Genomic DNA, 26,683 nt, shown 5'->3' with positions numbered 1-26,683 from the left:
AAAACCGGGGAGAAGAATCTCCCCGGTCTTATCAATACGACGTTGTTTTACGCTTACAGCACCAGTGCGGCGATAGATGCAGACAGTACGCTCACCAGCGTAGAGCCGTACACCAGCTTCAGACCGAAGCGGGAAACCACGTTACCTTGCTCTTCGTTCAGACCTTTAATCGCACCGGCGATAATACCGATGGAAGAGAAGTTAGCGAAGGAGACCAGGAACACGGACAGGATACCTTCTGCACGCGGAGAGAGCGTGGCGGCAATTTTCTGCAGATCCATCATCGCAACGAATTCGTTGGAAACCAGTTTGGTTGCCATGATACTGCCCACCTGCAGCGCTTCGCTGGACGGCACACCCATTACCCATGCAACCGGGTAGAAGATGTAGCCCAGGATGCCCTGGAAGGAGATGCTGTAACCAAACCAGCCGGTCACGGTGGCGAACAGGGCGTTCAGGGCTGCGATCAGCGCGATGAAACCAATCAGCATCGCCGCAACGATAATTGCCACTTTGAAACCTGCCAGGATGTATTCACCCAGCATTTCGAAGAAGCTCTGGCCTTCGTGCAGGTTAGACATCTGAATGTTTTCTTCGCTGGCATCAACGGTGTACGGGTTGATCAGCGACAGCACGATAAAGGTGCTGAACATGTTCAGAACCAGCGCCGCAACCACGTACTTCGGTTCCAGCATGGTCATGTACGCGCCGACGATAGACATGGAAACGGTCGACATCGCCGTTGCAGCCATGGTGTACATACGGTTGCGAGACATTTTGCCGAGAATATCTTTATAGGCGATAAAGTTCTCGGACTGACCCAGGATCAGGGAGCTGACGGCGTTGAAGGATTCCAGCTTGCCCATACCGTTCACTTTGGATAACAGGAAACCAATCGCGCGGATGATAACCGGCAGAACGCGGATATGCTGCAAAATACCGATAAGAGCGGAAATGAATACGATTGGGCACAGCACTTTCAGGAAGAAGAATGCCAGGCCTTTGTCGTTCATGCTGCCGAAGACAAAGTTTGTCCCTTCATTAGCGAATCCGAGGAGTTTTTCAAACATCTCGGAGAAGCCTCTCACGAAGCCCAGACCGACATCAGAGTTCAGGAAGAACCATGCCAGTAACACTTCAATAACAAGCAATTGAATAACATAACGAATGCGGATTTTTTTACGGTCACTGCTTACCAGCAGTGCGAGTACCGCAACCACGGCAAGGGCCAGGACGAAATGAAGAACGCGGTCCATATTTGCTCCAAATATGAGGCAGGTTTAGTTTTCGTGCACATTCTATGTAACAACCATAAAGAAAACGAGATCAAACACACACTATAATAAGGACCTGTGACGAGATTCAAAATTAGTGATCGGTGATACACTTCTGTTATGTTTAGTATGGAAGTGAAAAGTTATGTCATTGTGCTAATCTCATAACAGTAATTAAACATCTCACCGGTATTTCCAGAATCCTTATCGATCCATAGACAAACGCTATCAGAGAAATCAACTTCACCCATTAAAATGAATTTGATAATCATTCTCAATAGGCGTAGCTTGAAACATAGCAAAGGCTATGTTTCTGAGGCACTAAAATGACTAACGATCGCGTTGAGAGTAGCAGTGGACGGGCAGCGCGCAAGTTGAAGCTCGCATTAATGGGACCTGCGTTCATCGCGGCGATCGGCTACATCGATCCGGGCAACTTCGCCACCAACATCCAGGCAGGGGCCAGCTTTGGCTATAAACTGTTGTGGGTGGTGGTCTGGGCAAATCTGATGGCAATGCTGATTCAGGTGCTGTCGGCAAAGCTGGGTATTGCCACGGGTAAAAACCTGGCGGAGCAAATTCGCGATCACTATCCTCGTCCGGTGGTGTGGTTCTACTGGGTGCAGGCCGAAATTATCGCCATGGCGACAGACCTTGCTGAATTCATTGGCGCCGCGATTGGTTTCAAATTGATCCTCGGCGTGTCGTTATTGCAGGGGGCCGTGCTCACCGGTATCGCGACTTTTTTGATTCTGATGTTGCAGCGCCGTGGGCAAAAACCGCTGGAAAAAGTGATTGGCGGCTTGCTGCTGTTTGTGGCTGCGGCTTACATTGTGGAACTGATCTTTTCCCAGCCGAACTTCGCGCAACTTAGCAAGGGAATGGTTATCCCGAGCCTGCCTAATTCCGAAGCGGTGTTCCTGGCGGCTGGCGTGCTCGGCGCGACTATCATGCCACACGTCATTTATCTGCACTCTTCCTTAACTCAGCATCTGCACGGCGGAACACGTCAACAGCGCTATGCGGCCACGAAATGGGATGTGGCAATCGCCATGACGATTGCTGGATTTGTCAATCTTGCGATGATGGCGACGGCTGCCGCTGCATTTCACTTTAGCGGGCATACCGGTATTGCCGATCTCGATCAAGCGTATCTGACACTTGAACCGCTGTTGAGTCACGCTGCGGCGACGGTATTCGGTTTAAGCCTGGTGGCTGCGGGACTTTCTTCTACCGTGGTCGGTACGTTGGCCGGGCAGGTGGTGATGCAAGGGTTTATCCGCTTTCACATTCCGCTTTGGGTACGCCGTACCGTCACCATGATGCCATCATTTATTGTGATTTTGATGGGACTGGATCCGACGCGTATTCTGGTGATGAGCCAGGTATTGCTCAGTTTTGGTATTGCACTGGCGTTGGTGCCGCTACTGATCTTTACCAGTGACGGTAAGCTGATGGGCGATTTGGTGAATACCCGTTGGGTAAAACAGGTAGGCTGGGTGATTGTTGTACTGGTGGTGGCGCTTAATATCTGGCTGTTGGTAGGAACTGCACTCGGTTTGTAAAAACAAAAGGGCCCGTTGGCCCTTTTGTTACATTAATGATGATGTTTGTGGCCACGCCCGCGACCGCGGTGGTCGTCACGATCGTTCCAGCCTTCACGATAACCACGCTCATAAGCTTTGCGTTTGTCCCAGCCACGATGGTAGCCGTTGTCATGACGCCACCAGCGATTTTTGCGCCACTCATAGTTATGGTGCCAGTAATCCCGGTCGCGCCAGCGGCCGCCATCCCAGTAGTTACCGTAGTTATCGCGATCGCCAATTTGTAACTTTATTGATGGCAGCAGGGTGATTTCGCCAGCGTTCGCGGCCAGCGGTGTAAAAGCCAATAAGACTGCCGCCAGAATCAGTGACCTGAACATGTTTTCTCTCCTTCACGATCGAGCCGTAGCCGGCCTGTTAACGTAATATTACGGGGCAGTAAAGCCCCGTTTCATCGCCTTAACTCTTAAATCGCAAGTGAGAGCACTTTTTGTTAATAAATGTGTCTTTATTTCAATCAACTCAGGATAGCATCAATCTCCGCGCACTCTTCAGACGTAAAGCGACGGTTTGCCAGCATACCGACAGCGTCTTCAATCTGCGCCGTTTTACTCGCGCCAATCAGCACGGACGTGACTTTGTCATCCCGTAACACCCATGCCAGCGCCATTTGGGAAAGCTTTTGCCCGCGTCGTTCTGCCAGCACATTCAGCGCCCGCACTTTTTCCAGTTTTTGTGGAGTGATCTGGTCCGGATTCAGAAAGCGACTGGTGCTTGCCGCACGAGAATCCGCAGGAATGCCGTTCAGATAGCGGTCGGTTAACTGTCCGCCAGCCAGCGGTGAGAAGGCGATACTGCCGACACCTTTTTCCTGTAATAGCGACAGCAAGCCGCCTTCGACCCAACGTTCAAACATGGAATATTTGGGCTGGTGAATAAGGCATGGCGTACCTAAATCGTCGAGTATTTCAATCGCCTGCCTGGCAAGATCTGCTGGATAGTTAGACAACCCGACGTACAGCGCTTTGCCCTGACGGACGATGTGATCCAGCGCGCGCATGGTTTCCCTGAGCGGTGTTTCAGGGTCGGGGCGATGGTGGTAGAAGATATCGACATACTCCAGCCCCAGACGCTTCAGGCTTTGATCGAGACTGGCAATCAGATATTTGCGTGAACCCCAGTCACCGTAGGGACCTTCCCACATGGTGTAGCCCGCTTTTGTGGAGATAATAAGCTCATCTCGCCACGGTAAAAAATCTTCCTGCAGGATCCGACCAAAATTTCGTTCTGCCGAACCCGGCGGTGGACCATAGTTATTTGCCAGATCAAAATGGTTAATCCCCAGATCGAATGCGCGCTGTAGTAATGCGCGACTGTTCTCGACCTGCGTGGTATCGCCAAAATTGTGCCACAAACCCAGAGAGACAATCGGGAGCTTAAGGCCGCTTTGACCGCAGCGGCGGTACTCCATTGTCTGATAACGATTTTCATCTGCGTGATAAACCATGTCACCTCCCTTCCACAATGCGTGTGTCTTTCAGTGTATACGGTTACACCGTCGATTCTTCAATGAATTTTAACCGCCAAAACTGTAAATCCTGCTTTCCACCCTTTCACAGCGACTTTCCTGGACAGTCATCACAGTTCTTCGATACTCAACATGAGGTTACCGTCAGAAGGATAGCTGTCATGCAAACCCCGTATTCCGTTGCTGATTATCTGCTGGACAGGCTGGCAGGCTGTGGCGTCGGCCATCTCTTTGGTGTGCCGGGCGATTATAATTTGCAGTTTCTTGACCACGTGATTGAACATCCCAACGTATGTTGGGTCGGGTGTGCGAATGAATTGAATGCGGCTTATGCGGCAGATGGCTATGCCCGGGTATCCGGGGTTGGGGCGCTGCTCACCACGTTTGGTGTGGGGGAGTTAAGCGCAATTAACGGTATCGCGGGTAGCTTCGCGGAATATGTTCCTGTTTTGCATATTGTCGGCGCACCCTGTCGCGGCGCGCAGCGTCGCGGAGAGTTGATGCATCACACTTTGGGTGACGGTGACTTTCAGCATTTTTACCGCATGCAGCAGGCAGTAACAACGGCCAGCGCGATACTGGATGAACAAAATGCCTGCTATGAAATTGACCGTGTGTTGCGAATGATGCTCAGCGAGCGCAGGCCGGGCTATCTGATGCTGCCTGCTGATGTGGCTAAACAGCCTGCTACGCCACCGAATGATATTATGATTGTTCCTCTGAGCGAGCCGGAAAGCAGCGTGATAGAGGCGTTTCGCTACCATGCCCGTGAACGATTGCTGGACAGCCCACGCGTAGCGTTGCTGGCCGACTTCCTCGCGCTGCGTTTTGGCCTGCAGCCGGTTTTACAGCGCTGGATGGTGGAAACGCCGATGGCTCATGCCACGTTGTTGATGGGCAAAGGACTGTTTGATGAGCGTCACCCGGCGTTTGTTGGCACGTACAGCGCTGGAGCCAGCAGCGATTATGTACGTCAGGCGATAGAAGATGCCGATACGATAATGTGTGTCGGCACACAATTTGTCGACACCCTCACTGCTGGGTTTACACAACAGCTACCGCAGGATCGCACCATTGACGTTCAGCCCCATGCGTCACGAATTGGATCCCACTGGTTTAACATCCCGATGGAGCAGGCGGTCACCACATTACGTGAGCTGTGCCTGGAAATGTCGTTTTCTCTACCGCCAGAACGTCCGCCAATTAGGCATGTTCAGGTTGAGAAGGGCCCACTGACGCAGGAAAACTTCTGGCACACGGTGCAGCAGTTTCTGAAGCCTGATGACATTATCCTCGTCGATCAGGGAACTGCTGCCTTTGGCGCGGCTGCGCTCTCACTACCTTGCGGGGCGGAAGTACTGGTTCAACCGTTGTGGGGATCTATCGGCTACGCGCTCCCGGCGGCATTTGGTGCGCAAACGGCCTGTCCGGACCGTCGGGTGATCCTGATTATTGGCGATGGCGCGGCGCAGCTCACCATTCAGGAGCTGGGATCGATGCTCAGAGACGGGCAATCGCCGGTTATTTTACTGCTCAACAATGACGGTTATACCGTGGAGCGGGCCATACACGGGGCAAATCAGCGCTATAACGACATCGCCGCCTGGAGCTGGACGTCGGTGCCGCAGGCGTTTAGTCGTGAATGTCAGGCCGAATGTTGGCGGGTGAAGCAGGCGGTACAGCTGGACGAGGTGCTGGCCCGGTTGTCCCATCCGCAACGACTGTCGTTAATTGAGGTGGTGCTACCGAAAGCCGATCTTCCTGAATTATTGCGCACGGTGACCCGTGCGCTGGAATCTCGCAACGGCGGATAGCTATTTATCAGGGCGCTCAGCGACCATCATCGGTTTGCCTGCCAGCAGCAGCCAGGCGGGCAGCATGACGATGCACAGCAGCGGCAGCAGGGTGGAATCTGGCACCACCACTGCTGCCATAAACAGGCTCAGCCAGGCGTCACGGGTGACGACCAGCACCAGCCCGAGAATAGAGCAAGAAACCGTGATGGCAGCCGGCACAGCTTCAACATGGGCGTGCAGCATCAGGCCAAGCGCGACGCCAACGAATACCGCCGGGAAGATTCGTCCGCCGCGAAAACCACTCGCCGCTGCTACCACCAATGCCGTTAGTTTGATCACGGCGAGCATGAAATAATCTGATGTCCCCAGCGTTTGGCTAAATGCCATTTGCTGCATTTCGTCCAGTCCCTTAAACAAGGTAAGCGGCCCGCCGATAACACCCAAAATACCAAGGATAAAACCGCCTGCCCCGAGGATCAGCACCGGGTGTCTTAATCGATGCATTAAATGGTGCAAACGCGGCAGACACCAGACGGCAACCATCCCAGCGGCAATGGCGATGGCAGCAACAACCGCGCCGCTGAGGATATCGATCAAGTGCATCTGCGTGTAGTGCGCGATGGGCAGTGAAAAATGGGGGTGAAAAAACAGGCTGGTGGTTAGCGAACCCGCGGCGGCGGCCATTAACGGTGCAAACAGGCGATCCCACAAGGGCACATCGTTTGAGCTATTTAGCGTTTGCGAAAATATCAGCGCGGCGGCAACGGGGGTACCAAATAGCGCGCCGATGGTGCCGGCAGAGGCGAGAATGGTCCAGTCCAGCTTGGCAATGCGCGGAAACATGCGGCTACCAAGTGCCACTGCCAGTGCGATATTCACGGTCATGATGGGGTGTTCCGGACCCAGACTGACGCCACCCGCGAGGCCGAGGATTAGCGCTGCCAGCAGGCCCGGTATTGCTGACGTTGGCACCGGCATACCAATTAACGGTTCACAGGCCGGATCCGGGCCCGCGTGGCCATGGCTGTAACGGATAACTAACCCGACCATGATCCCCGTGAGTGTCAGCATACCGATAATCCAGACCGGAGAGTCCTGGGCTATACCGATGCTAACAGGCAGACGTTCCCACAAAAACTGCTGTAAAACGGAAGCCACTTTCATCACAACGATCAACACCAGGCTGGACGCTATGCCAATGATTAGCGCTGGGGTTGATAGCAAGAGCATCGTTCTGGCTCGCGGATGGAGCATTTTCTATTCCTTAAAACAGAGTCATAGACATAGTTTGCACAGCCTGCCTGACGACATCGCTGCAAATGGTGCTGAAACGATAAAGTAATTGTGTGATCTGGATCGATTTTCCACGGGCATCAGCCTTCAGACCGTTGTTGTTATGTCCCCATGAATTTACAGTGTGGCAAAGATTTATTCTGACTTTAGCGGAGCAGTGGAAGAATGACAAAATATGCTTTAGTAGGGGATGTTGGCGGCACCAACGCGCGTCTTGCTCTGTGCGATATTGCCAGTGGCGAGATTTCGCAGGCAAAAACCTATTCCGGGTTGGATTATCCAAGTCTGGAGGCGGTGGTGCGCGTGTACCTGGATGAGCATAGCGTTAGCGTTGAAGATGGTTGTATTGCCATTGCCTGTCCGATAACCGGCGACTGGGTGGCAATGACCAACCATACCTGGGCGTTCTCTATTGCTGAGATGAAAAAAAACCTGGGCTTCAGCCATCTGGAAATCATCAATGATTTCACCGCTGTGTCGATGGCGATCCCGATGCTGAAAAAAGAGCATTTAATCCAGTTTGGTGGCGCGGAACCTGTTGAAGGTAAACCTATTGCGGTTTATGGCGCAGGAACCGGGCTTGGCGTGGCGCATCTGGTCCACGTGGATAAACGCTGGGTAAGTCTCCCTGGTGAAGGCGGCCACGTGGATTTTGCGCCTAACAGCGAGGAAGAGGGAATTATCCTTGAGGTTCTGCGCGCGGAAATAGGTCACGTGTCCGCAGAACGCGTGCTGTCTGGTCCGGGACTGGTGAATCTGTATCGCGCGATCGTCAAGTCTGACGGACGCCTGCCGGAAAATCTGCAGCCGAAGGATATCACCGCACGGGCGCTGGAAGATTCCTGCATTGACTGTCGTCGTGCGCTGTCGCTGTTCTGCGTCATCATGGGACGTTTTGGTGGCGATCTGGCGTTAACGCTGGGCACATTTGGCGGTGTGTACATCGCCGGCGGTATTGTGCCGCGCTTCCTCGACTTCTTTAAAGCGTCGGGCTTCCGCGGTGGTTTTGAAGATAAAGGCCGTTTTAAAGCCTACGTGCAGGATATTCCGGTGTATCTGATCGTGCACGATAATCCTGGACTACTTGGCGCTGGTGCGCATTTACGTCAGACGCTGGGCCATATTTTGTAAGGTCAGGGCCGGATGGCGCTCAGCGCTTCTCCGGCCTTGTCGTTCTGGCTGTTCATATTTTCTAAAATTATCTTGATCATCTGTTGTTCAAATAAATCGGCATGCAGGTATCTTGTGTTTTTATATTTTTTATCGGTATCCAGATAGGGTTGATGCAAACAACATTCTGGCGGCGTGCATGAGATCAGGGTGTTAATAAGGTCAATTGGTTTAGGGTATTCTATAAATAGCGGGCCATGGCGATAGTTATGTTTATTTTGCCATTCCGCCAGATCGTCCATAAAACACTCTGCGGTTGGTTTCGGCATCGCGCTGGCTTTATCTTTGCCCAACACAATATAAGCCAGGTTGTATAACCCGTGCGCGTATGGCCAGAACATTTTATGGGGCATAGTGAGCCCTGGTTCTCTCAATGCAGACACGCTTTTACAATATAAATCGAGTTGCGTGCCTGCTTCTGTCACATCCTCATCCAGGAGCGCCATCAGATAGCTGAGGATGAACATATCGCTTACCGTTTGCTTCGTGGTCAGTACCTTTTGCGCTCTTTTTCTGGCATCCACTGCAAAGTCTGCACGTTTGTACCACAACGCCATCATTAAATTCGTCATGGCCAGGTTAACAGGGTGACCGTTATCACTCATACCCAATTTTTCAGGCAATAAGAGTGGTACTCGGTCAAATAAACCCGCGGCAAGAATCTCTAGTGTCGTCCATACATTAATACTGTGATCGCAGCCTGAGTCCACACCCTGCGTCACATGTTTAATCATCGCAGACTGTCGCAGGGATAAGTGTAGAGATTCCATATCATTTGACTGTATCGCGGTTTTATATCCTAATAACTCCGGGCTGCGCTTCATGCGCAGCATAAAAAGCCATGAACTCAGCTGTTGTTGCAGTGAATAATCCAGATGGCATTGTTCATGAATATCTAGGCACTCAGCTAAATAATCGTCCGTACTTATCCATATCAGGGCATTTTTTTCCGCTTCTTTTGCGTATTCGCGTAGATATGTACGTTGATATTTTTCGCTCAGCTTCGCCATGACATCACCTGTAAAAAATAGAGTGACGACCAATATACTACAAACTTAGATCAGCTATCCCGTTCGTTGCGGAAACGACTGAAAGCGTGCGCTGTACTTTCCATTCGTCACGCTTTTTCAGCACTATAAATGCATTAATTGTCTGAATTCTTTCACTTTGCTCCGACTAACCGGGATTTCAAATTCCAGATCCTTTAAACGCAGAATATAAGTGTTGTTAAACCAGGGTTCGATCTCGCGGATTTTATTCAGATTTACGCAGAACGAGCGGTGGCAGCGGAAGAAATGCGAAGCCGGCAGTTTGCTGCAAAATTCGCTGATGTTCATCGGCATGACGTATGATTCTCGTCGCGTATAGACGAACGTCATCTTTTCATGCGCTTCAGCGTAGTAGATGTCGTTGATTGGGGTCACGATGATCCGCTCATCTTTGATCAGGTTGATCGTATCGTTTTCGCGGGCCACCGGACTTACAGGGGACGTTCCCGTTTGCTGTTGCTGCCAGGCGGCTTCCAGCTTTTGCAGCATGCTGACAATGCGTGATTCCTGGTACGGCTTCAGAATGTAGTCAAAAGCTTCCAGTTCGAAGGCTTCAACGGCATGCTCTTTCCACGCGGTAATAAACACAATAAAGGGTTTATGTGCGAACTGGCTGATATTTTGTGCCAGCAATACGCCGTCCAGCGAGGGAATATTAATATCCAGAAAAATGGCGTCAACGCGGTTGTGCTGGAGATATTTCAGCACGTCCAGACCATCGTCAAACGTGCCGACAATCTCCATCTGGCTGTGCTCTTTTATCAGCCAGCTCAGTTCCTGTTGGGCCAGGAATTCATCTTCAACAATGATGACTTTCACGACTTCACTCCTGGTTAAAGCAATAATGTAGTTGGCGCGGCTGCGGGCGAGTGCACATTAGGTACATAAAAGGCAATCTCTGTGCCTGGCTCCAGACGGCGGATATGTAATCCCTCACCGTAGAGCAGCTTAACGCGATGGTGCACATTCAACAGACCAATTTTATTGCCCGGCATTTCATTGGACTCGACCCGTTCAATCACTTTTGGGTCGATACCATGACCCGTGTCTCGTACGGCAATCCGTACCCGGTTGCCGCACTCCGCAACGCTGATAGTGACCACACCTTTCCCTTTGCAGGGCTGGATCCCATGGACGATAGCGTTCTCGACCAACGGCTGAATCAGCAGGCTGGGAATAAAACAGCTTACCTCTTCATCGATATCATAAATAACGGTCAGCTTGTCGCCAAAGCGGGCCTGTTCGATGGTGATGTAATCCTTGATTTGATACAGCTCTTTCTTGATGTCGATCTGCTCATCGTCTTTTAATTCAATATTATAGCGAAGATAGCGCGACAAATTAAAAATGAGCTGACGTGCTGTGTCCGGGTTAAGCCGCACCGACGATGAAATCGCGTTCAGGGCATTAAACAGAAAATGGGGATTTATTTTGCTTTGCAGCGCGCGTAGCTCTGCCTTATTTGCCATTTCTCGTAGTTGCTCTGCGCGGGAGACTTCAAGCTGGGTGGAGATGATTTGCGACAGACCGATCGCCATTTCCTGTAACGAGGAAGTGATTTGATGAGCGTGACAGTAGTAGATCTTCAGCGTGCCGGTCACGACGCCTTTCTCCCAAAGCGGGATCACCAGCATAGAGTGAATTTCCGGGGTGCGATGTGCTTCATCATTGTTTTTTATGATGATTTTACCGTGATTTATGGCTTCCTGCGTGGTGGGGCTGACGAAGTCATCGTTATCGCGGTAGTTAATCTCTCCAACGCCAACATAGGCCAGAACGTGCTGAGTATTGGTGATGGCAACCGCGTCTGCGTGGATATCGTGGCGAATAATTTCGCACACCTGACGTAACGACTCGCTGTTGACCTGGCGAAAGAGCGGCAGCGTTTTGTTGGCGATATCCAGCGCCAGCTTGGCCTGTTTTGCAGCGCTGGCTTCTTTCTCACCTTCAACGCTTTGTACCAGCATCACGATAAAACCAATACAGACGCTGCCTAGGATCATTGGAATACCGATTTTTGAGACAATATCCAGCCCCAGTTCGGTGGTGGGTGCCCAGGCGACGACCAGTATCATGGTCAGTGATTCGCACAGCATTCCGCCTAAAATACCCGCGCGCCAGTGCTGCGCTTTGGGGATCTTACGGTTGATCCACCCGGCAATGCAGCCAGCCAGAATGCTGGTAATAAAGCAGGGTAGGGCAGTTACGCCGCCAATATCGATCAGGTAACGGTGGGTGCCTGCGATCAGCCCCGTAATAATGCCAACCCATGGACCGAACAGGATCCCTCCTGACATGACCGCGATAATACGCACATTAACCAGAGAACCTTCAACCGGTACGCCTGACCAGGTACTGAACAGGGCAAACATGGAGAAAATCGCGGTAACGGCGAGCAGCTCTTTTGGGGAGTGGGCTGACTTGTGCAACAGTTCGCGAAACAGGCGGATACGAATCAGGAAAAACAGACAGAACAGCATCAGTGCTGCCCGGTCAAATACCGCCAGCAGCATATTGAATATTTCGTGCACGGGTGACTCTTGCGCAAGGGTTAAACCACTATGATAGGTAACCTGAGGCAGGATGACCAGCACCCCCGCAGTTCAGAGCTAATGGGGAAAAACCATAATATTAAAAGGGGATTGTTGCATGATTGTTGTATTTACAATACCTGTCCTGTGAGTGCTGCGTTCAAGGTAATGTATTTAACAACAAAATGTTAAATGATGGTAATTTTTGGCGGGTTGTGAAAATGGTTATTTCCTCATTTTACTCAGCTGTTCCTCTTTTTCGTCAGGAAAAAATATTTTGTTTTGCCTCTCGACAGAAGGAAATTATTCAGGCTATTTTCTAAACGTGCCACCATCGTGGCAGCGTCGCTCGGACGGTCCGGGCGCTAACGTTAATCTGAGGATATTATGGCTGACTCCCGCCCTGAACGTCGCTTTACGCGTATTGATCGCCTTCCCCCGTACGTTTTTAACATCACCGCTGAACTGAAGATGGCTGCGCGTCGGCGCGGCGAAGATATTATCGATTTCAGTATGGGGAACCCGGATGGGGCCACGCCTCCTCACATTGTCGAAAAACTGTGTACCGTGGCGCAGCGCCCGGATACTCACGGTTATTCCACCTCACGCGGCATTCCGCGTTTGCGTCGGGCGATTTCCCGCTGGTACCAGGAACGCTATGACGTTGAGATCGATCCTGAATCCGAAGCCATTGTGACCATCGGTTCCAAAGAGGGGCTGGCGCACCTGATGCTGGCAACACTCGATCACGGTGATACGGTCCTCGTGCCCAACCCAAGTTATCCCATCCATATCTATGGCGCGGTGATTGCCGGCGCGCAGGTGCGTTCAGTGCCGCTGGTTGAGGGGGTCGACTTCTTTAATGAGCTGGAACGCGCAATACGCGAAAGTTACCCGAAGCCGAAGATGATGATCTTAGGTTTCCCATCCAACCCGACCGCGCAGTGCGTCGAGCTGGAATTCTTTGAGAAAGTGGTGGCCCTGGCTAAACGCTATGACGTGCTGGTGGTTCACGACCTGGCCTACGCTGATATTGTTTATGACGGCTGGAAGGCACCATCGATTATGCAGGTACCCGGCGCTCGCGACGTCGCTGTTGAATTTTTTACCCTGTCGAAAAGCTACAACATGGCGGGATGGCGTATCGGGTTTATGGTGGGCAACAAAACGCTGGTGAACGCGCTGGCGCGAATCAAGAGCTATCACGATTACGGGACCTTTACGCCACTGCAGGTTGCGGCAATTGCCGCGCTGGAAGGCGATCAGCAATGTGTGCGGGATATCGCTGAGCAATATAAACGTCGTCGCGATGTGCTGGTCAAAGGACTGCATGAAGCAGGCTGGATGGTCGAGATGCCAAAGGCCTCAATGTACGTTTGGGCGAAAATTCCAGAGCAATACGCCGGGATGGGGTCACTTGAGTTTGCCAAGAAGCTGCTGAACGAAGCGAAGGTATGCGTTTCGCCAGGGATTGGGTTTGGTGATTATGGTGATACGCATGTGCGATTTGCGTTGATTGAAAACCGTGACCGTACCCGCCAGGCTATTCGCGGCATCAAGGCGATGTTTCGCGCAGATGGCCTGTTACCGACCAGTGCAAAATCGACTTCTGAAAGTACCGACTGACAGAATGTTCCCCCAAAATGCAAAACAGGAGCCTGATGGCTCCTGTTTTTTTGCTGCGTCTTTTAATTTAGATCATCAGGGCGAAAGTACCGGCCCAAACGATGACCATAAAAGAAATGCCCATAAAGAAATATTTCACTTTTCATCTCTCCGCGTACCTGGGGTACGTCTAAATGAACATATGCTTACCTGACAGAGAGCTGATGCACTCGCGAACGAAAGGGAGAATACCCCTCATTTGCTTGGCTGCATCACCTCAGAATTCTGAGCTTTAATGCTCCAGACGGCGCTAATGTACGCCTAAAAATGAGGAGAGACAAGAGGCATTTTTTTATTTAATTTTAATAACTTACAACTGTCGTGATTCGGCGACAGTTTAATTTCTGCCGGTAATAAATTGCTATTGAGCGACGGAATGGTTACTCGGAGAATTCTCATATCGCCATGATGTTAATGCGGTTAATTTTTCGCGGAATGAGATAATGAAAAGGTTAAAAATGACCAGATTAATGATGTTAGCACTCGTTTTTACGCCACTGACGTCGATGGCGGCCTCACCGTTGGCGTTTAATTTCAGCTGCGCAAGTATTGGTGGTGTGAATAGTGATGGCAAAGGCAATGTTTGGATTGATGGCTCGAAGGCGACGGTGAAGGCCTTCAATGAAAATTACTGGGAAGCCAAAAGCGGGAACAATACGGTTTCTATTTCTCGTAAAGATGACGGAAATCCGGACGTTTCCTGGAGTGGGCCGAATCGAAAGCACGGGGTATGCCTGCCTGAAGATAATATTGACTTTTCTGGGGCCAAAAAATCGACCAGCACTGGACCCTCTTTTTCCTGCGCTGCGGTTGCAAAGGGCAGTATCGAAGAGATTATCTGCCAGAGTCCTTCGCTCTCAGAAATGGATTTAGCGTTAAACGGGGCCTACAAGCAGGCGCTGGTTAAATCGAGCAATAACCCGACGCTGAAAGCAGAGCAGCGCGGTTGGGTGAAAGGGCGTAACGAGTGCTGGAAGGAACAGGATAAATCAGCCTGCATCGCCCGCAACTACAACGAGCGAATGGCTGAACTGCACAGCAAATGGGGCGTTAAGTAATTCAACCGTAGAAAAAAAGAAAGGCCTTACGGCCTTTCTTTTTAGATATACAACGAAGCTTCACCCATCGGGCGAGTTTTGAAGCGACGGTGGATCCAGAGATACTGCTCGGGTGCACGCATGATCTCTTTTTCGATAATTTTGTTCATATACGCCGCAGCCTGGCTTTCATCTGCCGGGTAACCTTCCATTTCTGGGGTGATGAACAGGCGGTAACCGGTGTTATCTGCTTTTCTCACCATGGTTACGGTCAGCATTGCTGCGCCCGATAATCGTGACAGCACGTAGGTTCCGTTGGTGGTCGCCACGTCTTTGACTGCGAAGAAGGGGGCGAAAGAACTCCCTTTACGACCATAGTCCTGATCGGGGGCAAACCACACTGCCTCGCCTTTTTTCAGGGCGCCGACAATACCACGCAGATTATTTCTGCCGATCATCGCCTTGTTGGAGCGCATACGACCGCGGGTTTGGATCCACTCCATCAACTTATTATTGTGCGGACGATAGGTTGCCATCATTGGCTGGCAAAGCCCCATTACGCGACCACCCAACTCGAGCGACATAAAGTGTACGCCAACGACCATCACGCCACGGTTTTGCATCTGAGCGCGCTTCAGGTTGTCCAGCCCTTCTACATCAAACCATTTACGCACCCGACGGTCCGGCCAGAACCAGGCCATACCTGTTTCAAGCAGCCCCATGCCGAGCGAACGGAAATTCTCATCGACCAGTTTGTCTCTTTCTTCCTGTGACAGATTTGGGAAACAGAGTTCGAGATTTTTACGTGCAATAGATTCACGGCGTTTTAAAAATGGACGAGCCAGCGTTCCTGTACGGGTACCAAGAAAACACAATACGGGATAGGGAAGCTGTACCAGTAACCAGAGCACACCAACACCAAACCATGTGAGCCAGTAGCGCGGATGCAAAAACGCGCGTGAAAATTTACATTGGGGGAACATAAGCACCTGTTGTTGATACGAAATAGATGTATCGCGAAGATTCTTTGCCTGTCGCTTTACACTCTGCACTGATCGTTAGGCCGCCATGAACGACATTGGTTCCTGTTAAGAGTGTAAAACTGAGTCAGGACAAAACCACGAGGGGGCATGAATGATCGGACGCACAATGTACACCCGAAAATTAATGTCAGCCAGAAATAATTACTCAAGATTCGTAAATGTTTTTAGGGCGATTAAGGGCAAAATTTCGCCTATATATAATTCGTTGTTTTTATGATGATTAAATAAACGACGGAGAAACAGTGTAATAGTAAGCGGTCGAATGATTTTTGTGAATAAAATGTTGCTCAAATTGCATGCAGATAGGAATTGTCTTAGAATATAAAGTTAAGGGAGTGTAAGGACTTACGTTAAGTTTACGGCAGACAGGAGGTATCGCTATGCTCTATTTCTGGACCTTTCTCATACTGAGCATTCTGTGCGTCAGTTGCTATATCTGGCAGGTTATAGGCGCTGCGGCGTCAATTAGCGCTTTTCTCGGCATGGCCATCCTTACGGCATTAATTTACGTTTTTACTATGCGGCTGACCAATGGTAACGAAATGGTAACTGGATTATTCCTGTTTCTTGCTCCGACATGTGGTTTGATCATTCGCTTTATGGTCGCGGATGGTAAGCAATAATTTGCAATGTTACGTTTAGCAATAAATTATCACTTTGAGTTATTTATTATTTATCTGAGTTTATTGAAGTGCCAGCATCGCTGGCACTTTTTTGTGAGACCGAAATGAATTACCGGGCATCCGCCAACTGGAGTGATGCTTCCTCTTGCTGAGCATTTTTTCGCTGTTGCTCAAGTTCCAGCGCACCGCGATGAGAGAGGTAGCAGAACAGGATGCAGCAAACAATACCCCCCATCAGCAGATAGAAGCCGCCGTGCCACCCCATTTTGTCGACCATTACGCCAAACAGACTGGTGCCCAGCGATGCGCCAAAAATGTAGCTCATAAATCCGCGCAGTCCTACTGCAGAACCTACTGCGAAGCTGGGGACGATTTCCATCGTCTGAACAGAAGCGAGGAACTGTGGAACATAGATCAGGCAACCCACAATGGCGGCAAAAATAGTGACCATCAGCAGGGATTCACTTTTCCAGTAGCCGATCAAACAGACGAAAATCAGCGCCATACAAATCATGGCCAGCGGCATGCGACGGCCTTTAAACAGTTTATCGGTAAGCCAGCCCGCCAGTAATGTGGAAGGGATTGCCGCCCATTCAAAAAACAGAAAAGCGATGCTCATTTGCTCTTTCGAGAAATGTTTTTCGGTTAACAGATAAATAGGCAACCAGCTAATCATGCCAAAACGCACCATATAGACGAAGACATCTACCAGTGAAACATACCAGGCATTCTTATTACGCAGCACATAGGTGCAGAAGATCTGGAAGGCACTCATATTTTCTGGCGCCTGGTCAGTGTGTCGGGAATTTAATACTACTTTTTCTTCCGGCATCATTTGTTCCAGAGCCGGTAAGCCTTCCTGGCGCGGTGAACCTTTCCCCAGAATCAGCACAATAAAAGCAAACAGTACGGCAACACCGGCCGGGACAATATAGCTGGCGCTTTGCCAGTGCTCGCTCCCTAAAATGGCAAAGGCGGCACCAACAATCGGAGCGACAATACCACCGCCAACGTTGTGAGAAATATTCCAGAATGCGCCGACGCGTCCACGTTCTTTACGCGGAAACCAATTGGCAATGGTAATAAATGAAGGACCAACGCCCATTCCCTGGAACAAACCGTTGAAAACGACCAGAGCGGCAAAAATCCAGAATCCGGTACTGAATCCTAAACCGACGTTTACGATGGCGCACAGAACCAGGCCGCATGCCATAAAGACCTTAGGGCTGGCCTTGTCTGCCAGACTACTCATAATGCCTTTACTGATCCCATAGGCAATAAGCATACAACTGCTGAGTAGACCAATTTGCGTGGCACTGAGATCCAGATGTTCTTTCAGGTACGGTGTTGAGAGCGTGAAGTTATTGCGCACAATATAGTACGCGAGATAGCCAAGAAATACGCTGAGTAATGCCTGAATGCGGTATCGGCCATAAGTTTCCTGGACTTTCTCCTCCGGGACTTTATTTGCTGAAGGCCCTGCCTTAAATATGGATAACATATCATCACCTAAATCTATATTGATGTGAATATCAGGATTTTTCGCAGTGAAGAGTGAAATAGGCGGGCGAGAAACTCAAATAGATGAAATGTGTCACTATTGACACAATTTGTGGATTACGTGGCTGATTTTGACTCTTTTTAAATAATGGCTTTTCAATTTTATTCTTTTACGGACGCTTTTATCATCGGCGTGTGCGGATATTAACAAATTCAGACTGCGTTTTCGGGTATTCTTTACCGATGTCGTCACTTTCCGTTTGGTTATTCTACGAATAACCTTATTCTTCCCCCAGTCGGTGATAAACGGGTAAGTTTTGTCTCAATATTATTTTTTGCATATGTTGGTATTTATGAACGGGATCACAAACAGACTTTTGGGCCGGGGGCGTTGTTGGGCGTTCTCGCTCTGTTTTATGTCGTTGTCGGTGAGTTGCCTGGCGCAGGGTAAAGAGCTGGTAATGGCGACAACCTTTTCCCCTGGGGCAACGGCCTGGATTATTCAGCGTTGGCAGACTGAACCGGGGTCGGTGATGATTCGCACGTTAAACCGGACCAGCAGTTCGTTGGAGCAACTGCTGGATACCGCGAATGCGGAAAATGTTGATCTGATTTTGACCTCATCCCCTATGCTGTTGCAGCATCTGCAGGAGCATCAGAAGTTGGCGCCTTTCGAAAATGCGTTGCCGGAAAGCCAGCGGCTGGTGCCAGACTCTATCCGTTCGACCTCCGTGGCAGTGGCGATATCTGGTTTTGGTCTGTTGATTAATCGTTCTGCGCTGGTGGCACGGCATCTGTCGCCTCCTGCCGACTGGGGGGATTTAACGCTGCCCAAATATCAGAACGCGCTGTTGATGAGTAGCCCATCGCGTTCGGATACCAACCATCTGATGGTTGAGTCATTGCTACAGCAAAAAGGGTGGGAAGCGGGGTGGGCGACGCTGCTGGCGAGTGCTGGAAATCTGGTGACGATTTCATCACGCAGTTTTGGCGTAGCCGACAAAATTAAGAGTGGCCTGGGCGTGGCGGGGCCGGTCATTGATAACTATGCCAACCTGTTGCTTAACGATCCTCACCTGGCTTTTACTTATTTTCCACGCTCGGCGGTATCGCCAACCTATGTTGCTGTTCTCAAGAACAGCCAGCACCCCAATGAAGCGCGTCGTTTTATCCGCTATTTGTTAAGCCCGGAGGGACAGCGGATCCTTGCTGATGCGAATACGGGGAAATATCCGGTAACGCAGCTCGCATCTGATAATCCCCGCGCTGCTCAGCAGGCTATTTTACTGAACCAGCCTCCGCTTAATTATCGGCTGATCCTTAAGCGACAACAGTTAGTCCAGCGGATGTTTGATACCGCCATCAGTTTCCGTCTTGCGCAACTGAAGGATGCATGGCGGGCACTATACAGTGCGGAAGCACGCCTGAAACGCCCGCTACCCGAAATCAGAGCCTTACTGACCAGCGTTCCGATAGATGCCAAAAGTAGTGAAGATGAAGCCTGGCTTGCGCAGTTTGATAATAAAAGCGTTGCCGAACAGCAGATGATGGAGTGGCAGCTCTGGTTTCTTAAAAACCAGCGTCAGGCGATATCAAAACTGGAAGAATTAAAATGAAAGGTGGATCGATACTGCAACGCCTTCGCCAACTCAGCATCAGCAGCAGCCTGCGGGGAGCCTTTCTAACGGGCGCATTACTGACGTTGAGCGTAAGCTGCGTCAGTTTGTACTCCTGGCATGAGCAGAGCTCGCAGATACGCTATTCGCTTGATGATTACTTCCCGCGCGTGCATTCCGCTTTCTTGATTGAAGGAAATCTTAACCTGGTTGTGGACCAGCTAAATGAATTCCTGCTGGCTCCCAATACAACAGTAAGGCTGCAACTGCGCAATCAGATAATCTCGCATCTGGATAAAATCGAAGTGCTGAGCAGGGGGTTGCAACCAGCAGAACAGCAGCAGCTGGCGGTGATTTTGCAGGATAGCCGGGCGCTGATGGCGGAACTGGACCGGGTGCTCTACAACATGTTCCTTGTACGCGAAAAAGTGAGCGAGCTTTCCGCGCGCATTGATTGGCTACATGATGATTTTACTACTGAGCTGAATTCACTGGTGCAGGATTTTACCTGGCAGCAGGGGACGTTGCTGGATCAAATCGAGGCCAAAAATGGTGATGCGGCGCTGTATCTCAAACGTGCCCGAGAGGTGCAAAACGAGCAGCAGCAGGTCTACACCCTGGCAAGAATTGAAAACCAGATCGTTGATGATTTACGCGACAGGCTCAATGAACTGAAATCGGGTAGCGACGATGGCATGCTGGTGGAGAATCACATCCGCTACCTGGAAAATCTGAAGAAAACGGCAGATGAAAATATCCGTACCCTCGATGACTGGCCCAGTACTATCACACTGCGACAAACTATCGATGAGCTGCTGGAAATCGGGATGATGAAAAATAAAATGCCCGATACGATGCGCGATTATGTCGCAGCGCAAAAAGCGCTGGTTGATGCCAGCCATGCCAGAGAGGCCACGCTTGGGCGCTTTCGAACACTGCTGGAAGCGCAACTGGGGAGTAGCCATCAGCAAATGCAGACGTTTAACCAGCGGCTGGAACAAATTGTTCGCGTCAGCGGTGGACTTATCCTGCTGGCGACGCTGCTGGCGCTACTTCTCGCCTGGGGGCTTAACCACTACTTCATTCGCTCGCGTCTGGTGAAGCGTTTTACTGCGCTCAACCAGGCCGTGGTGCAAATTGGTCTTGGCAGAACGGATGCCTCTATCCCGGTATATGGACGCGATGAACTGGGGCGTATCGCAGGCTTACTGCGTCATACCCTGGGCCAGTTGAGCGCGCAAAAAAATCAGCTGGAGCAGGAAGTGACCGAGCGCAAGGAGATTGAATCCGATCTTCGTGCAACGCAAGATGAGCTGATCCAGACGGCAAAACTGGCGGTGGTCGGCCAGACTATGACCACGCTGGCGCACGAGATTAATCAACCGCTGAATGCGCTGTCGATGTACCTGTTTACGGCAGGGAGGGCAATCGAACAGGGGCAACCCGCTCAGGCCAGAAGCACATTAACCAAAGCGGAAGGGCTGATTACTCGCATCGATGCCATTATCCGTTCACTGCGTCAGTTTGCTCGCCGGGCCGAACCTGGCACGCCTCTGCATCCGGTCGATCTCCGACAAACGTTCAACGCTGCCTGGGAACTGTTGGCCATGCGACACAAGCCACAGCAGGGTACGCTGACGCTCCCAGACCGGGGCGTGTGGGTGGCTGGTGATGAAGTGCGTATCCAGCAGGTGCTGGTAAACGTCCTGGCAAATGCGCTGGATGCCTGTCCGGTTGCGGCGAAAATAGAGGTTCACTGGCAGACCGAAGGCAGCCGGTTGTGCGTATTTATCAGCGATAACGGCCCCGGTTGGCCTGGAGCATTATTACCATCACTGTTAAAACCGTTTACCACCAGTAAGGATGTTGGCCTCGGTATTGGCTTATCGATTTGTGTATCGTTAATGATGCAAATGAACGGCGAACTGCGCCTGGCGTCGACCCCGGGGCGCAATGCCTGCGTCGTTCTGCAATTTAATCTGACGGATGTAAACGATGTTGAGTGATGAATATTCTGTTCTGCTTATTGATGATGATGCCGATGTTCTTGACGCTTACACCTTGTTGCTTGAACAGGAGGGATATCATGTATTCGCATGCAGTAACCCTTTTGATGCCCGAAATTGGCTGCAGGCCGACTGGCCAGGGATTGTCCTGAGCGACGTGTGTATGCCTGGCTGTAATGGAATTGACCTGATGACGTTGTTTCATCAGGATGACAATCAGCTTCCGATCCTGTTGATCACCGGACATGGCGATGTCCCGATGGCGGTGGACGCGGTGAAGAAAGGTGCGTGGGATTTTCTGCAAAAACCGGTTGATCCAGGCAAACTGCTGGTGTTGGTAGAGGATGCGTTGCGTCAGAGAAAATCTGTGATTGCACGTCGTCACTATTGCCAGCAAAAGCTCCAGGTTGAACTGGTCGGCTACAGTGACTGGGTTAATCAGTACCGCCAGCGCTTACGGCAACTGGCTGAAACGGATATTGCCGTCTGGTTTTATGGCGAGCCGGGAACGGGGCGTATGACCGGAGCCCGTTATTTGCATCAGCTTGGGCGCAGCGCTGAAGGACCGTTTATCCGCGGGGAATTGACGTTAGAGAATGCGGGGCAACTCAATGACCTTATTGCCCAGGCGCAAGGGGGAACGCTGGTCCTGAGCCATATTGAGTGCCTGACGCGCGAACAGCAGCACCAACTGGTGCATTTGCAAAGCCAGGAGCGGCGTCCGTTTCGCTTAATTGGCATTGGCGCCACTTCGTTGGTGGAACTGGCGGCAACTAATCAGATTGTGGCCGAACTTTATTACTGTTTTGCGATGACGCAAATTGGTTGCCAGCCGTTGTCTCAGCGCCCGGATGATATTGAGCCGCTGTTTCGCCATTATCTGCAGAAAGCCTGTCTGCGCCTGAATCATCCCGTGCCCGAGGTTGACGGGGAATTACTAAAAGGAATGCGGCGCCGCGTGTGGTTAAGCAATGTTCGAGAGCTGGCCAATGCCGCCGAGCTTTTTGCAGTTGGGTTATTGCCACTGGCTGAAACCGCGAATCCACAGCTACATTTGCCCGAACCGACACCGCTCGATCGTCGGGTCGACGAGTACGAGCGACAGATCATTACCGAAGCGCTTAATATTCATCAGGGACGTATTAATGAAGTGGCGGAGTATTTACAAATTCCGCGTAAGAAACTGTATTTGCGCATGAGAAAATACGGACTGAGCAAGGAACACTATAAGTTTTAGCAGATGGCGTGTGGGGAAGAAGAGCGGTTGACGGTATTTCGGTGGCGGCGCTAGCGTTCACCGAAATACGCGACGGAACTCCGGGTGATTATCGGGGTGTTTTTCTTACCACATCAAATCGTCAGGAATGACAAAATCAGCATACGGATCATCTTCGTCCTTCGCTTCCTGGCTCAGTTCGCAATTGAGAACAATATAGCTTGCATCGCGCTGGGCAATCTTGTCGGCGACAACAGCCGGGATAATAGCGTATTCGCTCTCGCTGCTGCTTTCAGCCGTCAGGCGGGCAATGGCCAGACGGCCCTTGATCAACTGAGACTGGGTTACTTTATCAACATAAACTTTTTTGATCAGGTTATTATCGGTAAAGTTGTAACCAATATCGCCACGGGAAATGGTTATTTTGTTCATTTCAATCAGTTGCTTGATCTGCGCTTTGTATTCTTTAGACAATGCGGCCTGCTTCTGCTGTTCGCTGAGCTGCTTATCACGCTCGACCTGTGCTTTTTTATTTTCTTCAACCGCTTCTCTGGCTTCACGAGCCTGAACGCGCGATTTTTTCGCCGTTCTCTGCACTTTCGCCATTTTTTTGCTGCTGACCAGACCCGCTTTAAGCATCTGTTCTTGTAGGGTAAGTTTTGTCATTGTCGCTTCTAATCCAAAAAATCGTTGCAAGGATTATAACCTTAACGTTCGGCGGGACGCCAGAATGATGGCCGCGCCATGGCTGTTATCTCGGGCTGCTGTCACTGTCCTGTGCTTCTCTCTCTATCTGAATCAGTTGATGATTACCTGATTCTTTAATAAAAAATAATATGCCAAATAAGTTAGCAAAATGGAGCATATATTCGCATGTGTTAATTATTTAGAGTTTTATTCTAATTGAAGTAATTAAATAGAGTTATCTTGGCAAAAATTTAATCTAAAAAACAAACAGTTGCCCATTGTTCAAATTTAAAGAGCCGCTTCTTTACGCCGATAACCATAATGAAAATATGGATAATGGAGGGAAGTGGCATGTGGTGGGTTTATCGAATGCCGATGAAAATGAAGTTAATAATTGCGCTACAACCATTATTACTGGCGTTATGTTGGTTTGCTGGTTCAGGAATATTAACGCGCATTGAGACAGAACGGCAGATGGAGAATATTGCCCAACTGACAGCGCTCGCACGCAGTGCCGGAAATGTAGTGCATGAATTGCAAAAAGAACGCGGCATGAGTGTCGGGTTTCTGGGGGCTGAAGGGAAGACGTTCAAAGATGAGTTAAACGCACAGCGGACTTTGACCGATCGCGAGATCGAGATATTTGTGCGGTCACTGTCCGATACTGCCTTACCGGAAGGGGATGTCGCCACTTCTGTCGCTGCGTTTAAGAAAAATATTCTTTCGCTCGCTACCATCCGCGAAAACGTCACGCAGTTGGGGCTTCCAGCATCAGATGTGGTTAAGTTTTATACCAATGTCATTGCTGATGTGCTGAATTTTGTGGGTAGATTGGGGCAGTTGACGGATTCAGGCGAGATGGCAAACGCATTCGCCGCCTACTACAACCTGCTGAATTTGAAAGAACAGGCGGGTATTGAACGGGCGCTGTTATCAAATATCTTTTCCTCCGGTCATTTCGCCGACGGACAGTTACATCAACTCAGTGATGTCGTCAGTAAACAGAACGTTTGGTTGGCAGAATCGTTACGCCTGAGTTCACCGGAACAGGCGGCCATGTTGAAAAGCCGCTTACAGTCAGCAGAAGCGTCAAAAGCCCTCGCATTTCGCGAGATCGCGTTTAACCATGTCGAGAACGGTGGATTTGGTGTCGATCCTACTACCTGGTTTAAAGTACAAACCCAGCGTATTGAAGTGATGCGGCAGATAGAAAATGTGACGGCGAATCGTCTGTTGGCGAATGCAGAAAAACTCGCGCAGGATGCACGAAAAAACTGGCAAATATATATGGCTGTTAGCCTGTTAGCGCTCCTGGCATCATTGACGTTCGCTGGGGCCATCGCAATCAATATGCACCGTCAGTTTAGTGACACGCTACGCAAGATTGCGGGTATGAATGGCGATCTGACTCAACGTCTGGCGACCCCGGGCAAAGATGAGCTTTCCTCACTTAATCGTGCCTATAACACGATGCTGGAAAGTATTCAGCATATTGTACAGGAGATTAAGCAAGGCTCCGTGGTTTTGTCCGATGCCAGTAGCAGTATTACGGCGGGAAATCAGGATCTGGCTCAACGTACAGATGAACAGGCTGCGTCAATAGTAGAAGCTGTGGCCAGCATGGAGCAGTTATCAACTGCGATTACGCAAACAGCGGATAATGCCCGCGAAGCTGAGCATCTGACAATCAGACTGGAAAAAGAGGTCCGACAGGCCAGTAACGTTGCCAGTGCGGCGAACCAGAGCATGGGGGATATTCGCGCTTCCAGTGAGAAAATCTCGAATATTGTGACCTCGATTGATGATATTTCGTTTCAGACTAACTTACTGGCGCTGAATGCGGCAGTGGAAGCTGCACGTGCTGGAGAGATGGGCAGGGGGTTTGCTGTCGTAGCCAGTGAAGTGAGAAATCTTTCGCAGCGTTGTGCCAAAGAGGCTAACCAAATCCGTGAGTTGGTCGCGCAGAATATGGTCAAAATTAGTGAGGGCGTTGAACGGGTTACTGCATCTGCTACCGCGCTGGAAGCCGCGGCGGATAATACCACCAGTATGAAGCAATATATTGCGGATATCGCTCGTGTGGCGACGGAGCAGTCACAAGGGGTAACCCAGATAAACCTGGCATTGCGACCGATGGAGCAGGTCACACAGCAAAATGCGGCGTTGGTATCTCAGGCTGCGAGCGACAGCCAGCGGCTGGACAATCTGTCGGCAACCATGAAGGATCTGGTTAACCGTTTTGTTGTCTGACGTGGCGCCGTTTAACCGACCCGGAAAACATACCGGGTCGGTTAGTTGTCGTATCCTCATGGTGAGGATACGAGGGAAGATTGGTCAGGCACTTTCAGTGGGTTAGAAAAAGATTTCTGACACAGGGATGTCGTCGCTGGTAAAGTGAGCAACCAATACCGAGATCTGGCCAGAAGGGAATTCAGTGTGACCGAGCGTATTGATTATCAGGCTGAAAAATATAGTTTTACTGAGGCGACAGAGTGTTCCCGTCTTACCGGCCAGTGGGCTGATGTTATTGCTGAATGCCGGGAAATGAAGGCGGGGCCCCAAGAACGTCTGCGTATTGCTTTATTGAATGTGGACTACGTGACCAGCTTTGAGCTGCCTATCCGCTTGTTATTACTCCGTACTCCACAACTGATTGCCAGCGTGCGTGAAGAGCTGCAGCTTAGTCAGAAAAACGTCATCTTTAACGGCAAACGCTTTGGTTGTGTTTACAGCCTGAAAGCGAGTCTCGGTGGGATACCGGATAAATTTCAGTACCGCCTGTCACATCGTATCCGGCGCATTAGTCCTGCAGGTTCAAGCGAAGCGCCATATCAGCAGATTGCTAAAACAGTAAAAGCGCCGCGTGAACGTCTGAAGCTGGCACTGGAATCGGGCCTTGATGTCACTGCGCTGGACGGGCTTTTCTGGTTTGGCAGCCAGCGTATTGCCGCTGATGTGTTGAGGCTGAGAAAAGCAGGGATGCGGATAGCGACAAAGCAGACAATGGTGTCCGACAATCTTACTGCAACAGTGAGGAATGTGCCTTTTTATCGCCTGGCACAGGGATGAACTGACTGGTAAATGAAGGAATTATAACGGGGAGCA

Annotated in this window: 23 protein-coding genes; 12 read left to right on the top strand and 11 right to left on the bottom strand. The window is 50.5% G+C overall.

From position 1 onward, the window contains the following. Nucleotides 1–53: 53 nt before the first annotated feature. Entirely contained in the window at nucleotides 54–1,256 is a 1,203-nt protein-coding gene (nupC, locus tag OGX83_RS17320; protein WP_003834893.1) for a nucleoside permease NupC, read from the bottom strand. Nucleotides 1,257–1,529: 273 nt separating this feature from the next. Here nupC and OGX83_RS22900 point away from each other — a divergent pair, with 273 nt between their 5' ends. Together OGX83_RS22900 and OGX83_RS17315 are read left to right on the top strand one after the other, a co-directional pair. Continuing rightward, nucleotides 1,530–1,604, top strand: a complete 75-nt coding sequence (locus OGX83_RS22900; RefSeq protein ID WP_418219455.1) for a hypothetical protein — start codon at nucleotides 1,530–1,532, stop codon at nucleotides 1,602–1,604. Continuing rightward, nucleotides 1,601–2,839, top strand: coding sequence for an Nramp family divalent metal transporter (locus OGX83_RS17315; RefSeq protein WP_008785392.1), 1,239 nt, complete (start codon nucleotides 1,601–1,603; stop codon nucleotides 2,837–2,839). The genes OGX83_RS22900 and OGX83_RS17315 overlap by 4 nt, the downstream gene beginning before the upstream one ends. A 32-nt stretch (nucleotides 2,840–2,871) precedes the next feature. Here OGX83_RS17315 and ypeC read toward each other — a convergent pair whose 3' ends face one another. After that, on the bottom strand, nucleotides 2,872–3,198 hold the full coding sequence (ypeC, locus tag OGX83_RS17310; RefSeq protein ID WP_003834889.1) for a DUF2502 domain-containing protein YpeC: 327 nt from the start codon (nucleotides 3,196–3,198) through the stop codon (nucleotides 2,872–2,874). Nucleotides 3,199–3,335: 137 nt separating this feature from the next. After that, complete coding sequence (gene mgrA / locus OGX83_RS17305; protein WP_286588724.1) at nucleotides 3,336–4,325, bottom strand: L-glyceraldehyde 3-phosphate reductase; 990 nt, start codon at nucleotides 4,323–4,325, stop codon at nucleotides 3,336–3,338. A gap of 182 nt (nucleotides 4,326–4,507) precedes the next feature. On the opposite strand from mgrA, the gene OGX83_RS17300 reads away from it, so the two are divergent. Further along, nucleotides 4,508–6,160 carry an alpha-keto acid decarboxylase family protein gene (locus OGX83_RS17300; RefSeq protein WP_286588722.1) on the top strand — a complete coding sequence of 551 codons (1,653 nt, stop codon included), beginning with the start codon at nucleotides 4,508–4,510 and terminating at the stop codon, nucleotides 6,158–6,160. Here the strand turns inward: OGX83_RS17300 and OGX83_RS17295 are convergent, their stop codons facing one another. After that, nucleotides 6,161–7,396 carry an ion channel protein gene (locus tag OGX83_RS17295; protein WP_032944118.1) on the bottom strand — a complete coding sequence of 412 codons (1,236 nt, stop codon included), beginning with the start codon at nucleotides 7,394–7,396 and terminating at the stop codon, nucleotides 6,161–6,163. It abuts the gene before it with no gap. Between the two features lie 204 nt (nucleotides 7,397–7,600). On the opposite strand from OGX83_RS17295, the gene glk reads away from it, so the two are divergent. After that, nucleotides 7,601–8,566 (top strand): glucokinase, encoded by a 966-nt coding sequence (gene glk, locus OGX83_RS17290; protein WP_003028256.1) that lies wholly within the window; start codon nucleotides 7,601–7,603, stop codon nucleotides 8,564–8,566. 2 nt (nucleotides 8,567–8,568) lie between these two features. Here the strand turns inward: glk and OGX83_RS17285 are convergent, their stop codons facing one another. The 3 genes from OGX83_RS17285 to OGX83_RS17275 all read right to left on the bottom strand — a co-directional run bounded on the left by OGX83_RS17285 (nucleotide 8,569) and on the right by OGX83_RS17275 (nucleotide 12,185). Then, nucleotides 8,569–9,615 (bottom strand): hypothetical protein, encoded by a 1,047-nt coding sequence (locus tag OGX83_RS17285; protein ID WP_286588720.1) that lies wholly within the window; start codon nucleotides 9,613–9,615, stop codon nucleotides 8,569–8,571. Nucleotides 9,616–9,738: 123 nt separating this feature from the next. After that, a complete protein-coding gene (locus tag OGX83_RS17280; RefSeq protein ID WP_003834866.1) occupies nucleotides 9,739–10,473 on the bottom strand; it encodes a LytR/AlgR family response regulator transcription factor in 735 nt (244 codons plus the stop codon). 14 nt (nucleotides 10,474–10,487) lie between these two features. Next, nucleotides 10,488–12,185 (bottom strand): sensor histidine kinase, encoded by a 1,698-nt coding sequence (locus tag OGX83_RS17275; protein WP_008785387.1) that lies wholly within the window; start codon nucleotides 12,183–12,185, stop codon nucleotides 10,488–10,490. A 387-nt stretch (nucleotides 12,186–12,572) separates the two neighbouring features. Between OGX83_RS17275 and alaC the strand changes: the two genes are divergently transcribed. Beyond that, the gene (alaC, locus tag OGX83_RS17270; protein ID WP_008785386.1) at nucleotides 12,573–13,811 is read left to right on the top strand and encodes an alanine transaminase; all 1,239 of its coding nucleotides are present in this window, start codon (nucleotides 12,573–12,575) and stop codon (nucleotides 13,809–13,811) included. 67 nt (nucleotides 13,812–13,878) lie between these two features. Here alaC and ypdK read toward each other — a convergent pair whose 3' ends face one another. Further along, nucleotides 13,879–13,950: a membrane protein YpdK gene (gene ypdK / locus OGX83_RS17265; RefSeq protein WP_010723117.1), complete on the bottom strand. Its 72-nt coding sequence runs from the start codon at nucleotides 13,948–13,950 to the stop codon at nucleotides 13,879–13,881. A 343-nt stretch (nucleotides 13,951–14,293) separates the two neighbouring features. Here ypdK and OGX83_RS17260 point away from each other — a divergent pair, with 343 nt between their 5' ends. Next, a complete protein-coding gene (locus tag OGX83_RS17260; RefSeq protein WP_032944115.1) occupies nucleotides 14,294–14,908 on the top strand; it encodes a lysozyme inhibitor LprI family protein in 615 nt (204 codons plus the stop codon). A gap of 41 nt (nucleotides 14,909–14,949) precedes the next feature. Here the strand turns inward: OGX83_RS17260 and lpxP are convergent, their stop codons facing one another. Continuing rightward, on the bottom strand, nucleotides 14,950–15,870 hold the full coding sequence (lpxP, locus tag OGX83_RS17255) for a kdo(2)-lipid IV(A) palmitoleoyltransferase (protein WP_020996694.1): 921 nt from the start codon (nucleotides 15,868–15,870) through the stop codon (nucleotides 14,950–14,952). 440 nt (nucleotides 15,871–16,310) lie between these two features. On the opposite strand from lpxP, the gene OGX83_RS17250 reads away from it, so the two are divergent. Beyond that, complete coding sequence (locus OGX83_RS17250; protein WP_008785383.1) at nucleotides 16,311–16,553, top strand: DUF2545 family protein; 243 nt, start codon at nucleotides 16,311–16,313, stop codon at nucleotides 16,551–16,553. A 109-nt stretch (nucleotides 16,554–16,662) separates the two neighbouring features. On the opposite strand, the gene pgtP is transcribed toward OGX83_RS17250, so the two are convergent. Further along, a complete protein-coding gene (gene pgtP, locus OGX83_RS17245) occupies nucleotides 16,663–18,054 on the bottom strand; it encodes a phosphoglycerate transporter PgtP (RefSeq protein WP_286588718.1) in 1,392 nt (463 codons plus the stop codon). Nucleotides 18,055–18,469: 415 nt separating this feature from the next. On the opposite strand from pgtP, the gene pgtC reads away from it, so the two are divergent. Genes pgtC through pgtA form a run of 3 tightly spaced genes read left to right on the top strand, consistent with a single transcriptional unit; the run spans nucleotide 18,470 to nucleotide 22,912 of the window. After that, on the top strand, nucleotides 18,470–19,669 hold the full coding sequence (pgtC, locus tag OGX83_RS17240; RefSeq protein ID WP_103285598.1) for a phosphoglycerate transport regulator PgtC: 1,200 nt from the start codon (nucleotides 18,470–18,472) through the stop codon (nucleotides 19,667–19,669). 11 nt (nucleotides 19,670–19,680) lie between these two features. Next, a complete protein-coding gene (pgtB, locus tag OGX83_RS17235) occupies nucleotides 19,681–21,675 on the top strand; it encodes a two-component system sensor histidine kinase PgtB (RefSeq protein ID WP_172111188.1) in 1,995 nt (664 codons plus the stop codon). Continuing rightward, nucleotides 21,665–22,912: a two-component system response regulator PgtA gene (gene pgtA, locus OGX83_RS17230; RefSeq protein ID WP_032944112.1), complete on the top strand. Its 1,248-nt coding sequence runs from the start codon at nucleotides 21,665–21,667 to the stop codon at nucleotides 22,910–22,912. The genes pgtB and pgtA overlap by 11 nt, the downstream gene beginning before the upstream one ends. A gap of 105 nt (nucleotides 22,913–23,017) precedes the next feature. Here pgtA and OGX83_RS17225 read toward each other — a convergent pair whose 3' ends face one another. Then, the gene (locus OGX83_RS17225) at nucleotides 23,018–23,557 is read right to left on the bottom strand and encodes a DUF2058 domain-containing protein (RefSeq protein ID WP_020996692.1); all 540 of its coding nucleotides are present in this window, start codon (nucleotides 23,555–23,557) and stop codon (nucleotides 23,018–23,020) included. Nucleotides 23,558–23,929: 372 nt separating this feature from the next. Between OGX83_RS17225 and OGX83_RS17220 the strand changes: the two genes are divergently transcribed. Next, the gene (locus OGX83_RS17220) at nucleotides 23,930–25,828 is read left to right on the top strand and encodes a methyl-accepting chemotaxis protein (RefSeq protein ID WP_071445189.1); all 1,899 of its coding nucleotides are present in this window, start codon (nucleotides 23,930–23,932) and stop codon (nucleotides 25,826–25,828) included. Nucleotides 25,829–26,014: 186 nt separating this feature from the next. Beyond that, the gene (locus tag OGX83_RS17215; protein WP_286588716.1) at nucleotides 26,015–26,647 is read left to right on the top strand and encodes an ECs1377 family protein; all 633 of its coding nucleotides are present in this window, start codon (nucleotides 26,015–26,017) and stop codon (nucleotides 26,645–26,647) included. Nucleotides 26,648–26,683: the final 36 nt, after the last annotated feature.

This window comes from Citrobacter sp. Cpo074, assembly GCF_030332745.1.
Lineage (GTDB): Bacteria > Pseudomonadota > Gammaproteobacteria > Enterobacterales > Enterobacteriaceae > Citrobacter > Citrobacter portucalensis.
Note: the sequence above shows the minus strand (reverse complement) of the source record. Positions and strands in the feature narration are given on the sequence as shown.